The sequence below is a fragment of the Paenibacillus sp. 32O-W genome (genome assembly GCF_007679495.1).
Taxonomy (GTDB): Bacteria; Bacillota; Bacilli; order Paenibacillales; family NBRC-103111; genus Paenibacillus_L; species Paenibacillus_L residui.
In genome coordinates this window covers 37,310-51,999 of record NZ_VEGP01000038.1, presented here as the reverse complement: position 1 = coordinate 51,999, position 14,690 = coordinate 37,310, and the positions used below count along the sequence as shown (strand labels likewise).

Here is a 14,690-nt window from a genome sequence, read left to right as displayed (position 1 = left end):
AGCATTATTTGGTGCTTCTTTGGACTACGCCAAAACCGGAAATTTACCAAGGATTACCTCGAAGTGCATAGGTCATGGGATCCAGCTCATGGAACCAAGTCTTGGAAAAATTCCTCGAAGAAGAGATTCTCAGTCGAACGAGTAAATGCCTATTTAAAAGACTCCTTTCAGTTGAACAATTTATGGCATCGGACTGGAAAAATGAGAGCACAATTTAACTTGGTAATATTGACTGACCACTATAAAGTTAACCTGTGACCAAATGAACGGCAATTCCAGAAGCAGGCTGCATAGAGTTCTCAAAAACTAAATTCTCGATTTCTGCAAGACCACCTACTGGTGGATATGCATTATAAATTTGATTCACTCAGCAAAACAAAGATCAAATGCCATCAATTCACTAAGCTAAGATAATGTATTATTTCGTAAAGAGATATCAACCAGTACTCTTGGAGTTGCAACGCTCACCAGAATCAAGATACGGATTGCCTTCCGTTGGCAGGATGACGATTTTATTTTTGTGAGCGTAATATGGAGAAGGTCTTGCTTCGTTAAGGGATTGGCGAGAATAATTTGTCGTTGCAAAGCTGGACATAGTGCTACCCCTTGACGTAGCACACAAGGTTTTTTTGAATTCGTTTATGTAGATGACGATGTTCCCCCGATTATCCTGTTCCACTGTGGCTTTATTTGCCGCGGGTGATTTATTTGATTTTTTAGCCCGTCGGCCTCAACCGTAAGTTAGTCAACTAGCTTTTCAACCTCTTCCTTAGCTTCTTATTCCTTTCTCGGCTTCGATCGCTTTCCTCTGTAAGACGGACGATGCGCGCTTGTGGAGCGCCGCTTCCCATTGGCTGATATTACCGGAATTTTCAACGCAATCTCATTGACGGTGAACTCCTGCCGGACTACTTCCAGTATGACCTTCATCTTGAATTCTGGGGTGTATCGGTTCCTTTTGTCATGATAATATAACTTATTTATCACGCTCCCATGTCTCAGCCTATGAAAGCATTTACAAATTATCTTTGACATAGTCTTCTAAGCGTATCTTAAATAACTCTTCCTGTGTCCTAATTTCCATAATTTTATCAGAAATATCACGAGAATCTTTAAGGATTGCTTTTTTCGTTTGATACGAATAATAGATTTTACACATAACATTGTGTAAGTTGACCCAAGAATTCGCAGAAATTTTAACTAATTCAGCTAATTTCAGAATTCCATCTGAATAGGTTTGATGGGCTAAAAATTCCAGCCCTCTTGCTAGATAGTGACGTCCAAAAGCTAATATTACTAATTTTATATTTATTGGTGCATCACTAGCTCTAGGAAATTCTAAAAGCTCAGTTTTATAATCAAAAGATTCTTCAATTTCATTACACAATACAACCATTGAATCGGTATGTATGTCTTTTAGACTTTCATTTATTTGTCCAATAATTAATTTGACATCAATAGATTTTTTTTCTTTCTTTTCAAAAAGGCCTAATTTACCTTTACATCCGTTATAAAAATCAACAAAAGGAAGCTTTAATATATCCATGCTATATATCGGGTCCAAGCAATAAAAGCGTTTCTCAGTCCGATTCACCCCTATTATTAAGCAATAATGAGGTGCATGTAAGCGCATGTACCCATAAGTATTCCAAGGTGTCCAAAACGCATCTAAAGGAATAATAACCGGCCTTTTCATTCGAAGTTGGTTTATTATATAATCAAAGATGCTATTAGAATCTGTTGATTCGACAATAGTAAATTTAACACCATGAAAATCCTCAAAATACTGATATGAATTATCTCTTTTTGCGATAATTCTCTTACCAATTAAATCAGGTTTATTTGGATCAAATGGAGTAAAGTTAAAATTACTTGACTTAATAAATAATAAGTCGTAATCCCGCTTCCACCATTTAGCTACGGTCACTAATAAATGTTGCAGGCAGTCAGAATAATAACCCCTTTCCGGTTTAAGATCCAAAAGCACACCAATCCCCCCCTCAAAAGGAAAGCAAACAAATTTAGTGACAATCCTTTTTATTATATTTACAATAATTGTTCAGAATGATTTCCGAAGCGACATTGAGATCGTTTTTATCAGTCTTATTTAGCATCCCCTTAATCCCAATCAGATTTTTAATCGTTTCTGCATTTAAACGGAGTATCTGTACAAAACTGTAATGCCACGCAGTTCTTGAAATTCATAGTTTTTTTTTTCAAACGCATTGTTCTTTGTCTAACCCAACCTTTCTTATTCCTCCATTTTACTTAGGTTGGAGTTTGTCAGAAATTATTTTACAGACTACCCGTCTGGGCTATTTGAGAGCGAAATCGCACAACTTAGCCATAATAATTGTTCTGGGTTCCAACCACAGTTTCAGAAAACCCCGCGTCTTATTGTGTTGAAGAATATCCCATCCAAACCTATAATATGCTAGGGGGAACCTGAAGATAATGGATTTTCATGATACTCTTCGAATAAAAAATAGACAATCCTACCATTTGAAGTGCTTGCACGTACTATGGTGTTAGGTCTTTTAATGAACGACAGTTAATAAAAGAATGACCACAGGGTTTAAAACCCTACTATATGGGTACGTGTTTGAAGAATGCATTCTCTTGCGTTATATTCATCATCTTCCTTCCATTTTTAACATTTTCTGGGAGAAATTCACTACCTACTACTTCTTTCTTCAAATATAATTTTCCAACAGTCTTTGTCTATTGGTTAACAAATAATTTATCCTGAATTTCGAAAGTAAATCTTCATTGCAATAGAAAAAAGTGCTTCAATCCTTGGTATAATGGTGTTTGACGAAAACACAATACCCAAAGAGAGGAGCACCCTTTAGGTGAAGTCTACCACATCCATCAGCAAAATCAAGTCCGAATTTTCTTTGAAGAACGCTACGTGCTTCGGAGGCATCAAAATCTTTCTGGCCTTTCTCGAAAAAATCAAGCTTGCACAAGCGATGCGCAGCCTCTCCGGCGGCAAAGCGCACAACTCGGTTTTCTCTGTTCATCGTATCTTACTCTACTTCATCGTGGGCTGGATCTCGGCTGCGAGCGGATCTTCCATTTTCGTAACCTGCAACATGACCCGTTACTCCGTCGCTTCCTGGGAGGCCGCTGTCCGCATCACAGTCTGTCTGATCTCATTCTTGATCTGGATTCCACCGTGGAGACCGTGTATGGCGATCAGGCTGGCGCAGCTAAGGGCACCAATCCGCACAAGCCCGGACGTAAAAGCTATCATCCACTTCTGGCCTTTGAAGGCCAAACCCGCCTGAATTTGAATGCGGTCCTCCGGCCGGGCAACACGCATTCTTCTACGGACGCCGCCGACTTCGTGCAGCAAACCTTCAAACTTCTCGGCGAGCATAAAGTGAAGTTTGCCCGGTTCGATAAAGGCTTTGGTGGCGAAGAATTCTACAGCCTCTGGGAAAGTAAGGGAATCGGCTATGTCGGCAAGCTTAAATGGACGAAGCGGCTCGCCAAAGAAGTTCAAGCCTGCCGATATTGGACGCGTTATGTGGATGAAGACTGGATCATCGAAGGGATTACTCTCATCTACAAAGCGACGTCTTGGAAAAAGGCTCGCCGTGTCGCCATCATTCGCAAAGCACAAGTGTTCGAAGACGGCCAAGGCCGATTCGTGTTGGACACCGACTGGCAGTACGAAGCGATCGTGACCAATCTGGATTGGATGCCCATGGATCTGTGGCGCTTCTACAATCAACGTTGCTGCATGGAAAATTACATCAAGGAAGTCAAAGACGGCTTCTCTATCCATCGCATTGCCACAAGCGATTTTAAAGCTAATGAACTGGATTTACTGATCAAGCTGCTGTCCTATAATTTGTTCGAACGATTCAAACGCGATTGCTGTGAACCGGTACATCAATGCTATACGATTGCCCGGTTCCGGCGTGAGTTCTTTCATTGTGCGGCGACGCTCATACAGCACAGCCGAACTGTTGTGCTCAAGCTGATGGAGAACTTCGCCGGACGCTATGCCTGGAAACGAATCGAAGCGAAAGTGGCCTTGCTGGAATGACAATCTCCAAAATTTAACATGGAAAATGAACATGCCCCTTCATTGGGGAGGGGGAAAGAGCGCCTACCAAGTCAAATATTCTCTTGGGCAACATGGGTAATTTCTACATTTTTACAGTTTGTGAGCCTGTTGCTCTGGAGTCTAGCCTTGGTCTTATAGGCTTTCGAAATTTAGGTTTATACATTTTTCCCTTATGTTTAATTCTTTAATGGAATACCTATGATCGCATAAAAACCATACCACCTATGTACCATTCTGTGTCGTATTAATCCCTTTAGGACTCCGCTAGTTCTTTTGTTTGTTTAAAATAGAATCAGTTTCGTCAGTAGGCGAATTTACTTGCTCACCTTTTAGCTACTCCACTTAATACTCATATTCAGATTAATTGTATAATAGCTTCACATTTTGCAAAGGCAAACACTCATCTGATAAAGCAACTCAATATTATCGAAAAAAACACATGGGATGCAAAAACTGGAACTATATAGTTTTATTAAAAAATAATTTTTGAAATTCCACTTTAGCAGATATCGTTTGCATAAATCCCAATACTTCCATCCTTTTCTACTACAAAGGAGTAATTTAATGGTATATTGGACCCCTTGCCAATTACATTAACATAACTTTCTTTTAAAGTCCATATTCGGAGATTTCTTCTAATAAATTATGTTTCCAAATGAACTTAATGTTCAGTCCGATAGAAGGGTAACTGTGTAACATATAACATACTCACCTGAATGACTTATGATGTAGTATATACGATTTGATCGACCTCCACTTGCATAGTTCAATAAGTCCTTGAATATCTTTATCCAACAATTTTGTAGTTCTAACTAATCGATAAGTACATTGGCTTAACCAATTTTCAACATCAACAAGAATTGTCTAACCAGCTAATGTGCCGTCTCGGTGACCATCCGTCAAATAATGTCAAGTCTGCCTACACCTTCACTAAGTGTACCGGCGGCAGAGACGTTCCTCACGAATCCCGGAAACGAGCTACGGTGTCGTAAGATCGTTTCTATTTTTTCAGTGTTATTTTACTGCAAAACGTCTGTCAGACGTTTGTGGCGGAAAGCTTCGTGAAGACTAAAGCAATCCAATTGCTCTTCCCGTAGCATTGTGCCTAACGTTTACTGGGAGTCCCCAAAGGTGGAGAATTTTAATTTTTCTAGCGTTGTTCTAAGGACACATTCCGTTGTATCAGCCAAATCTAAGATCATTTCCGTATCTACCAAAAAGATACCATCTGTTGAGACGTTATATTGAGGATTAATTTTTTGCGCATATGAGGACGATAATTACTTCAATCTTCGGGACCTACAGACCGATTTTGTTTTACCCTTCGGTCATGGAAAAATGTTTGCCTGATATCATCCGATTTCATCCAAAGGGATTAGCCCGTTAGGATCCTGACTATTGTTTTCATCTCATAGCCCAGTATTTGGCCAAATGCCATCTGGTGTTCCTTGTCCTAGCGTTCTTTCCGTCTCATATCCTAGAAAGGTTGCAAAATCACGAAAAGCTGGTTCATAGTATTCGGCATCCTTCTCTCTTAGTCCTTCGAATACCTGTTTCCAATCCTTATCGAACCAATTGATCCGGTCGCCGTATGTTTCTAACTTAGCCAGTATGATGTTGATTTGAATCTCCAACGGTTCTGGATAGGCAACCGGATCAAACGCTTGGGCATCAAATACTCGTTGATCAAGCCACAATTTGTACGATGACGCGGAAACACCTTTATTATGGTAGTCTTTGGCTTTATCAAAATCGCTTTGGAAACCCCTACGCAAGCCATTAAATAGTTCCACCATGCTCGATGTACGTTAAGGGATTGCTCCTTCTACGTAGTCAGAACGGCTTCCGCCGCACTATGTGCTTTTTCCCATTCGCCATCCCAAGCCGAATATAGATAGTCCATTTCATGAGCTACTACTGCCCGAAAATAGTCATTAGTTGGGGTCTGTTTTTTTCTTTTCTGTCTCCGTACGGATATAGCTTTCAGCAGCTTGCCAGTTCGAATTGTTAATTGAGCCGTAGAAGTCCTGAATTGCAGTTTTCCAAGACTCGAGGCTCTTAATGTAATCTATCTGCGAAAACCCTGGTTCCATTTCCGCATCAATTTTTGCAGTAAGATTCTTCGGAATTCATCTTTGTACAAATACTTTCCGGCCCTTGAGCCCATGAATAATACCAACGCGTGGTCATTTGCGCCACGTGTACAGCGCCAGCCCTTGAATGACTTAGGCAATAAGCAAATTATTAAAGATTTCTGTCGCTTTTAACCGATCTTGAAGGAATTTATCTGGCAGTCCGATTCCAATCGGAAGGTCAATAAATAATTGGGCGGCAATCATCATCTTTCAGGTCAATCCCTTCGTAACGGCCGTTAAGCCAATAAAACACTACGAGGGGACGAGGTGAAGGGCCTTAATGAATCTTCCACTTCGTGGGATTTGAAAATCGTATATTCCGAGACAATCGTCTTAAGAAGTTCCTCCATTTCATCAGCAACAGATTCGGAAGGACAGAGACATAGAGCCCGAGGCTGCATTCTCAGTTAACACGTTCCCCAAAACATCTTCTTTGAAATGATCTTCCGGAAATAGAATCAAACGCCGGCCAGACACTTTATTTACCTTGGCGTCAAATTTGGAGATTCGGTGCATTTTGGGTACCCTAAAGACCCATTCTAATTCACCTCCTTTGCCGATGGCGGCGTGTTCACAAGCACCAGCAAATGGGGGTGTGACGTAAATTTGGCGGGAAAACAAGCCTAATGGTGATTGCCGAGTGAGACAAATATAATTGGCACGCATGGGGATTTGTACGAATGCGGCTCCATGAAAAGTACAAATTCATCCCTTCCACTTTCGCATCTAGGACTGTACGGATCGAGTCAATTCTGGAGGTCCCCAGCGCTTTAAGCCTCAACCCTTGGTATCGATTTATTTCTCTCTTATGATTTCGCCATTTTTATATAATACTGGACTTAACGATAATATACAGATATTACTAGCCAAACACTTACTTCCTGACAGAATTGATGGACGCTGCCATTAGGGATATACTGCCACCGACATGCTGCCTTGTTGATCTTTAACGTTCAATGTTGAGCTTTCAACCTATAATGCATTTAATCCTCTGATCGCAGAATCATTTACAGTCATATCTAAAGGAATACGTATTTCTTCTCCTGTAGAATTACTTAATACATTCTTGAATAATGTTGGACTGAGAGAAAGCATGATAGAGTTATCAAGATAACTCCTGCTATACCCAAAATGAAGAAGGAGACCATCTAATAAGTAAGTCCGCAAGTTATGGATGTATATACCCTTTCTAGATTAGAATGCATTACTGAATGCGATTAAATACCGTCATTTTTTTATCCACTTCAACTTTCATTGGCATCTGCCGAAAACGTTCGACGCTTTTTTCCTAACAACCAGATACTACCGCCGTTAGTTTGGATTCCGTCAGTTCATTATAAACATGAAGATCTGTCCTACTTCTTGTTTAAACTGATACCCTCTTACCGGCTTTGCAATAGTCACAAGTGTTTCGACTTTTATGTCTTCTTCTCCGAAAAGATTCGCGACCATAATTGCAACATTTCTTCCATGACTATGACCTACCAGTCTGATAGTTTCAACTGGATTCTCTTGTTTCCTTGAATGTCCTCCCTAATTCTTCGACACCTTCCTTTTTGGCTGGTTTATTACCCCCTAACCCTGGGCATAGGTTTTTGTCACACAATGTCGCGATTAAACATAATATTTGATAACTATTTACATTCACATTTTGAACAGAAAGTTATTTGCACCCGGATGAATATGAGATGTAAGACAGGACTTGTGAGGAGGAGTTACTTTTGGCTAAAAAGAAGCTGGTTATTATGGGAATTGATCATGGGAACGGATACTTTAAGGGGTACAGCAACAAGGTGAAACAATTAGTACTCCCAAGTGGATTCCTTACCAAAGAAAATTCATTAAGAGAAGATTCCACAGGAGAAGGCGAGCCGGTACACTACAATGAATTTGAGTCCATCGATTTTCCAGGGGAACGATACGTGTGGGGCAATGAGGTTAATACAGCAAAAGGCAAGTTCCTTTCCACCTATACAACAGAAGACAGATACACTCAAAAATATTATAAGTTGCTCAGTCAATTCGGCTTAGCCAGCCTAATCAAGGAAGAAGAAGGGTCCTTCGATGTTATGCTTATAACCGGTTGTCCATCCAGGCAAAAAGGGACCATTCGCGAACAAGAGCTGATTGAATTATTCAAGGGCAGACACGTTGTATTAATGAATGACAAAGAAAAAACCATTGAAGTAAAGGAATGCAAAGTTTTGCCTCAGCCCCTTGGTAGTATCCTGGATTTATATATTGATGAAGCAGGAAATGTCATCCGTCATGACATCGGAACTTCTTATATCGGCATCGTAGACATTGGCTTGGGTACGACAGATTGCGATGGCATTGATTCATTAAAAGCGGTACCTGACGACCGCCATACCATTCAGGTAGGGGTTCATGAAGTATATCAACGTCTGGCAGATTATATAAATACCGTAAATCCCGATGCTTACGCGACACCTAAAACAGTGGAGGTCCAATTCAATAACGATGTTTATAGAGCTTCCAAACGTCTTGTGATACCGATCAAAGAGGTCAAGGAAAGAATCATCCGTGAAACAGCAGAGTACCTCATCAATGAACTGCAAATACGTTGGCAAAACAGAAGCAAGTTTGACATGGTTTTTTTAACGGGTGGGGGAGCGCAATTAATGGAGCCCTGGTTTAAGGAATTTGTTACAGATATTCATGTATTGCCGGATCACCAAATTTCAAATGCCAGAGGTTTCTTTAAATTCGGACTCTTGCTTGCAAAAGAATACGAGGTTGAGGAAATTCCGGAAACCAACCTTCTTCAAACAACCTAGGGGTGAACCATGTGAAAAAAGTCCAATCCATTAGTTTTCAGATAGACGTAACCGCCCTTCAGAAGAATAGGCTGTTAACACTTTACAAACGACTCCTAAAGAATCGTGCCCTTACACGATTCTGTCGGGAGGCTTTCATTGAGAAAGCCGATCGTTATCTGAACGGGTTGGATCAATCGTATGCACAGCTTAATAAATGCATTAAAGCAAAAGGCATTGAATACGTTTTGGAGGCAATCCAAGAGAAGGAGGCCGGTGTACCCAAAACTGATGTATCCAGTACCGATGTATCCAGCACCGGTGTATCCCGCACAGATGAAAGTGTGATCCAGAAAGTCGCCGAAGAAATTAAACTAGCCATTATAAACGAATTGCAAAAAGAGTCCTCTCCTTCTACCCGACCCATAAATTCTACGAGAGCACAAAATCCAGCCATTAGTAAATTGCACGCTGCATCCCACAAAAAAACAATCACAGCGACGGAAGGTAACAAGAACGTTTTCCAAGATAAGCCTGACATCGAAAAGTTAAAAGCTTTACTGTCATAACCCCAAACACGAAAACAGGGGCAGTCCGCTTGCCGGCACAAGCCCCTTTCTTGTTTGATCGTTTTATGCCTAACGCTCGGTTGTGGATTTAGCATTAGCTGAAGCCCACAACCTTTTTGTTTTCTCTCCGACTAAACTCGAAACGAAACGTAGGTATTACTAGAAAAAATTGGATATCCCCCGCTTGGCCGTGTGGCTGGGTGGGGTCATCTTTTTTATGCGTCTGCGCCATCCTCCGGCCACTATCTGACTCTTGACAAAAAAAGTTTGAGGCTTTAACCACAGTTTCCCGTACCATTCGACCTCCGCATTACGAATGTCTGCTCCAAATACCTGTATTTAAGTATTTATCCCAAAACTCTTGACTATGACGTTAGGTCATAGTGCATAATTCTCGCTATAAACTACAAGGAGTTAGAGATATGAATATAAAATCACTGCGTTCAGATCATATTTATCAAAAAGTTGCCCAGGCTTCGCCCGAGGACAAGCTTGAATTATTCAGAAACGAAATGATGGCCCCTTTTATGAAGCAATGGCAAATTCAACAAATCCCTTTTAGAGCTGAAGAGGCGAATGGATTTGACGTTATAACGTTTAATAGTATGATGCATCGATCCCCTGACCAGATTACCGAGCAGATTTCACCTGAGATAGAGTTGATTTCATCAGATTCTTTTTGGTTAGAATGTGAGCACGCTGTAAGGAAGGGTCTCAATTTATTTATAGAACATGGAATAAGTCTCCCCATATCGGAATATTTGTTCACTATTCAACTAGGGAATCCGGAAAGTCGTGCCTTAACCATAAACGAAGGATATAGCGGCTTTGGGGGCATTCCCGGGTTTATCTGGGGTACAATCCTGCCAAATGAGTACACGATTCCTCGAATGAAGGCTGCGCTGGCGCACGAATGCAACCATAATGTTCGATACCAATTTATTCAGTGGGATCACACCGTTAATTTGGGCGAGCTCATTGTAAGTGAAGGATTAGCTGAAAACTATGCTGCGTTCATGTTTGGAGAAGAATTGCTCGGCCCCTGGGTAACGAAAACAAACGCAGAAACACTTAACAGGCACATAAAGCCCGTGCTTAGAGAGAAATTGCAATTAACCGGTTTTGAGAAATTTGCACCGTATCTTTACGGTGACGAGATCGCAAAGCTTCAAAACTTTGAACCGGTCAATATGCCATATAGCGCTGGCTATGCTTGCGGATATTATTTAATCCAATATTATTTAAGAAAAACAGGAAGAACGATCTTTGAAGCCACAATTACACCTGCTGCTCAAATACTGGACGAAGTGAAAGGATTTTGGGATGAAGAAACCATTATTAGCGGTTAAAGATATTGTTCAGATTACAGGCATTACAGCTCGGACCCTGCATTATTACGATAGAATCGATTTATTTAAACCGACACATCTGACGGAAAAGGGGTATCGCCTATATGATCGAAGCAGTTTGGAAAAACTTCAAACCATTTTGTTCTTAAAGGAAATGGATTTTTCCTTGAAGGAAATTGCGGATATTATAAAGCTGACCAAACAAGAACAGAAACAAATATTAAAGAATCAGAGACAAACCTTATTATCCAGAAAACAAAGACTAGAAACAATCATGGTTGCTCTTGATGAATACGTTTCGGGGAATGATATTAGTAATTTGCAGCTCTTCAACAATTCTTCCGTTTTGCCATTGAAAGAGCAGTATGCAAATGAGGCAAGATTCATTTATGGCGAAACAGAGGCGTATAAAGTGTATAACGAAACGATGGAAAAATTATCACCAGATGAAAAAGAGAAACGATTTTCATCCATGGAAGAAATATTTAAAAAAATTGCGTCTTGTATCCATCAGGATCCTTCCTCGGATGAAGTGCAGCGATTAATCGAGGAGTGGAAAAAAAGTCTAATGCAATTCACTACATGTGATTCAGAGTTACTAGCTTGTATTGCTAATACCTACAAATTCGATGCACGTTTCAAAAACTACTTTAATCAATATAGCAATGAAGATTTAGCAGATTTTCTATACAATGCAATTATGCATAATATCAATGGGTTGAACGTCTCTCAATTGTCCTAAAGATCAGGTGGAAAATAATGGTACAATCGCGCCATTAAGGCCGCGGTTACACGATCGGCTGCTTCTTTTGTTAAAGTAACGAGTAGTTATGCTTGAAAATGACAAACAAGAGATTAAGGGTTTACAGCAATTAAACCTGGAACAGCTTTCATTCCCTGAATTAATCAAAAACTTGAGAGTATGGTTGTTAAGGGCCGTTAAACCCAGGTTGATTTAGATGGAAAGTTACTTTATTCTATAAATCTGGAACGCGAACTACTGTGAAAAAAATGAATATAAGCCGCCAGCATCTTCACGGACGGCCTTTTTCTTGTTCATTGGGATTACTACTCTATGGTGATTGAAAATCCACGCTCTGTGTTCGTTTTAGATGGATTGGTGGAGGCGAGGGGAGTATCTAACATCCTTATTGAACCTGCTTACGCAGCCAATCCTGTCGATGACAACCTTATCGGTAATGTTAGATGCCGTGCTCGTCCGCTTGATGCACCACCCAGATGCAACAACCTCCGCTCCCTGCGCGCGGTTGACCCCCGGGGTCCTGCCTCCCCCCTCCACGCACAACAAAAAACACCCTTTTCGCATGTCTTTTGTTGTGTTATGGAGGCGAGGGGAGTTGAACCCCTGTCCGAAGATAACGCCACACAGGCTTCTACGGGTGTAGTCGCAGTTTTGATGTCACCCTAGGAGGCCCCCTATTTACTTGCTAATAACTACTTTTTCGAATTGAAGTACTCTTTGTCAACTCGAAGCTGCTGTTTTAAAATCCTATTGAACAACCCCTTACCAATCTCCCCAGTTCCTTTTGAAACTGCCGTTCTTAAAATCTCTCCTTCGGGAAGAGTCTTCTCAAAAATTTTGTCCCTGCCATTCTGCCTCACCATAACCCATCCATCGCGTCTTAAAAAACTTTCTAAATCACTCCAGCTAGGCATAGAACATTCGTGCAACCGACTCAATATCGTCTTCCAAAAGAACTCGTAAGATGTAGGGAGCATGTTTGTGTCGGTTGGGGGTATTGTAGTAACGGGAATAATTGATTTCATAGTCAATTGCATATTCGATTAAGTGTCTAGCCAACTCGATTCTGAGTTCCTCTAGAGTCTCTCCATCAGCAACGATATCCTCGATTTGCTCAATTGATCCGGTATATCGACCATCTTCATCTTGCTCATATTCAAATGTTAACTCATATACAGAAAGTAATTCCTTCATTTGCGGCTTAGAAAATGCCATAATCACATCTCTGTTCCGTTTGATTGCTTGAGGCTTCTCCCGAACAATCGTATCAATAAATCCGCCAAAATTCGCTCTAACGTCTGTGGCATTAAGCACTTGCATAATCACCCCTCCTCACCCCTCATTATACAAAATTATGTACATAACGTACACTATGTAGTATATTCACAAAGATTAAAAACATACTTATAAACAACAAAAAAACACCTTCTCAGTGTCTCTTCACATGGTATTGGTGGAGGCGAGGGGAGTATCCAACATCTTTATTGAACCTGCTCTCGGGCTGACCTGTCGATGACAACCTTATCGGTAATGTTAGATGCCGTGCTCGTTCGCTTTATGCTCCACCAGTTGCAACACATTCCGTTCCCTGTGCGCGGTTGACCCCCGGGGTCCTGCCTCCCCCTCCATGCACAACAAAAAACACCCTCTTCGGGTGTCTTTTGTTGTGTTATGGAGGCGAGGGGAGTATCTAACATCTTTATTGAACCTGCTCTCGGGCTGACCTGTCGATGACAACCTTATCGGTAATGTTAGATGCCGTGCTCGTTCGCTTTATGCTCCACCAGTTGCAACACATTCCGTTCCCTGTGCGCGGTTGACCCCCGGGGTCCTGCCTCCCCCTCCATGCACAACAAAAAACACCCTCTTCGGGTGTCTTTTGTTGTGTTATGGAGGCGAGGGGAGTTGAACCCCTGTCCGAAGATAACGCCACACAGGCCTCTCTCATCCCGTAAAACCTATTGGCAATACGTATATTGTAGCGTAAAATTAAAACAAAAAAACTACCTTAAAAAGGTAGCCTGCTGTATCGGTAAGATTTCGCGCACTCCTGGGAATGAACTACTCTCTTGCCTTACTTTTTCATCGCACTCCTAGGAATGAGACGATTTGTATGACTTCATTATACAGAATGTAGACTGAGAAGTAAAGACAACTAAACGATTTTTTCTTCAACTCATCGAATAGGAGGACATATGCAACGACCTAAAACAGAAATATTAGACGTATTCTTTGATGAAAGCGGAAAACGAAAGAACAAACCTAACCTTATGGGAGCACTGTCTGTCCCACGCCAATTATACCTATCAGAACCTTTCCAACTCTTGTCCCAGCGGTTAAGAGACGGAGAATTGAAACTCCACTGGACTGAATATACTGGATACGAAAAACTCAAAGCTGATATTTCTGAGGTTATTAATATTGTATCTAGGTACAATCATCTTCTTAAATTTTTTGTTATCAATTACGACTATTCTGCAATTGCAAACAAGAGCGATTTCGCAAAATACATAGCTGAAGAAATGATATACACAAAATTCCCCGAGAGAATAATATACGGTCTGTTGCGACGTTATGGCAGAAATGTGTTTATTGAAGCAAACCTAAGAATTGAGGATTCAACCGAGTATCAGAGCTTCAAGCTCCATGAACGCCTTAAAGATCAGTTAAACGTTCAGTCACTGTATAGGGGAGAAAGATTTATTGTGAACGAAAGTCATCTAGTACCAAAAGGACAAGAGATTGGAGTTGAACTGGTCGATATTTTGCTAGGCATGACTCGCACAATTATACTCAACCAGAGTAGTGATACGAAAGGTTCTAGCAGCAAAAATAATCTAATTGTTGAACTTTTGAGAAACACCGCTTTCTTTTCATTACTTAAGAATATACGATGTTTTGAATGGGAAGATACAAAGGACCTCACCGAAGTAAGCTTTGGAGACTACCTGCAATTATTTTTAGCCAATCATCACAATCCATTTTATAGATAAGCAATAACACCATCCTCATGCGGATG

9 protein-coding genes and 2 pseudogenes are annotated in these 14,690 nt (G+C 40.8%); 7 read left to right on the top strand and 4 right to left on the bottom strand.

Features of this window, described 5'->3' with window-relative positions; all coding sequences use genetic code 11:
• Positions 1 to 81: 81 nt before the first annotated feature.
• Positions 82 to 231: pseudogene (locus FS806_RS27105) on the top strand (IS5/IS1182 family transposase); the annotation flags it as partial.
• Between the two features lie 784 nt (positions 232 to 1,015).
• On the opposite strand, the gene FS806_RS15715 reads toward FS806_RS27105, so the two are convergent.
• Positions 1,016 to 1,987, bottom strand: a complete 972-nt coding sequence (locus tag FS806_RS15715) for a cysteine peptidase family C39 domain-containing protein (RefSeq protein WP_144938392.1) — start codon at positions 1,985 to 1,987, stop codon at positions 1,016 to 1,018.
• 865 nt (positions 1,988 to 2,852) lie between these two features.
• Here FS806_RS15715 and FS806_RS15710 point away from each other — a divergent pair.
• Positions 2,853 to 4,057 (top strand): annotated as a pseudogene (locus FS806_RS15710) (IS1380 family transposase).
• Positions 4,058 to 5,487: 1,430 nt separating this feature from the next.
• Here FS806_RS15710 and FS806_RS15700 read toward each other — a convergent pair.
• A complete protein-coding gene (locus tag FS806_RS15700; protein WP_144938388.1) occupies positions 5,488 to 5,874 on the bottom strand; it encodes a hypothetical protein in 387 nt (128 codons plus the stop codon).
• 2,060 nt (positions 5,875 to 7,934) lie between these two features.
• Here FS806_RS15700 and FS806_RS15695 point away from each other — a divergent pair.
• The 4 genes from FS806_RS15695 to FS806_RS15680 all read left to right on the top strand — a co-directional run bounded on the left by FS806_RS15695 (position 7,935) and on the right by FS806_RS15680 (position 11,650).
• A complete protein-coding gene (locus FS806_RS15695) occupies positions 7,935 to 9,011 on the top strand; it encodes a ParM/StbA family protein (RefSeq protein ID WP_144938385.1) in 1,077 nt (358 codons plus the stop codon).
• 11 nt (positions 9,012 to 9,022) lie between these two features.
• The gene (locus FS806_RS15690; protein ID WP_144938382.1) at positions 9,023 to 9,559 is read left to right on the top strand and encodes a hypothetical protein; all 537 of its coding nucleotides are present in this window, start codon (positions 9,023 to 9,025) and stop codon (positions 9,557 to 9,559) included.
• Positions 9,560 to 9,981: 422 nt separating this feature from the next.
• Entirely contained in the window at positions 9,982 to 10,908 is a 927-nt protein-coding gene (locus FS806_RS15685) for a DUF2268 domain-containing putative Zn-dependent protease (protein WP_144938379.1), read from the top strand.
• Entirely contained in the window at positions 10,883 to 11,650 is a 768-nt protein-coding gene (locus FS806_RS15680; protein ID WP_144938376.1) for a MerR family transcriptional regulator, read from the top strand. Before FS806_RS15685 ends, FS806_RS15680 begins: the two co-directional genes overlap by 26 nt.
• Before the next feature lie 713 nt (positions 11,651 to 12,363).
• On the opposite strand, the gene FS806_RS15675 is transcribed toward FS806_RS15680, so the two are convergent.
• Together FS806_RS15675 and FS806_RS15670 are read right to left on the bottom strand one after the other, a co-directional pair.
• Positions 12,364 to 12,585 (bottom strand): type II toxin-antitoxin system HicA family toxin, encoded by a 222-nt coding sequence (locus tag FS806_RS15675; protein ID WP_144938373.1) that lies wholly within the window; start codon positions 12,583 to 12,585, stop codon positions 12,364 to 12,366.
• Positions 12,578 to 12,991, bottom strand: coding sequence for a hypothetical protein (locus FS806_RS15670; RefSeq protein WP_260982109.1), 414 nt, complete (start codon positions 12,989 to 12,991; stop codon positions 12,578 to 12,580). Before FS806_RS15670 ends, FS806_RS15675 begins: the two co-directional genes overlap by 8 nt.
• A gap of 875 nt (positions 12,992 to 13,866) precedes the next feature.
• Between FS806_RS15670 and FS806_RS15665 the strand changes: the two genes are divergently transcribed.
• Positions 13,867 to 14,664 carry a hypothetical protein gene (locus FS806_RS15665; protein WP_144938370.1) on the top strand — a complete coding sequence of 266 codons (798 nt, stop codon included), beginning with the start codon at positions 13,867 to 13,869 and terminating at the stop codon, positions 14,662 to 14,664.
• The last annotated feature ends 26 nt before the right edge of the window (positions 14,665 to 14,690 follow it).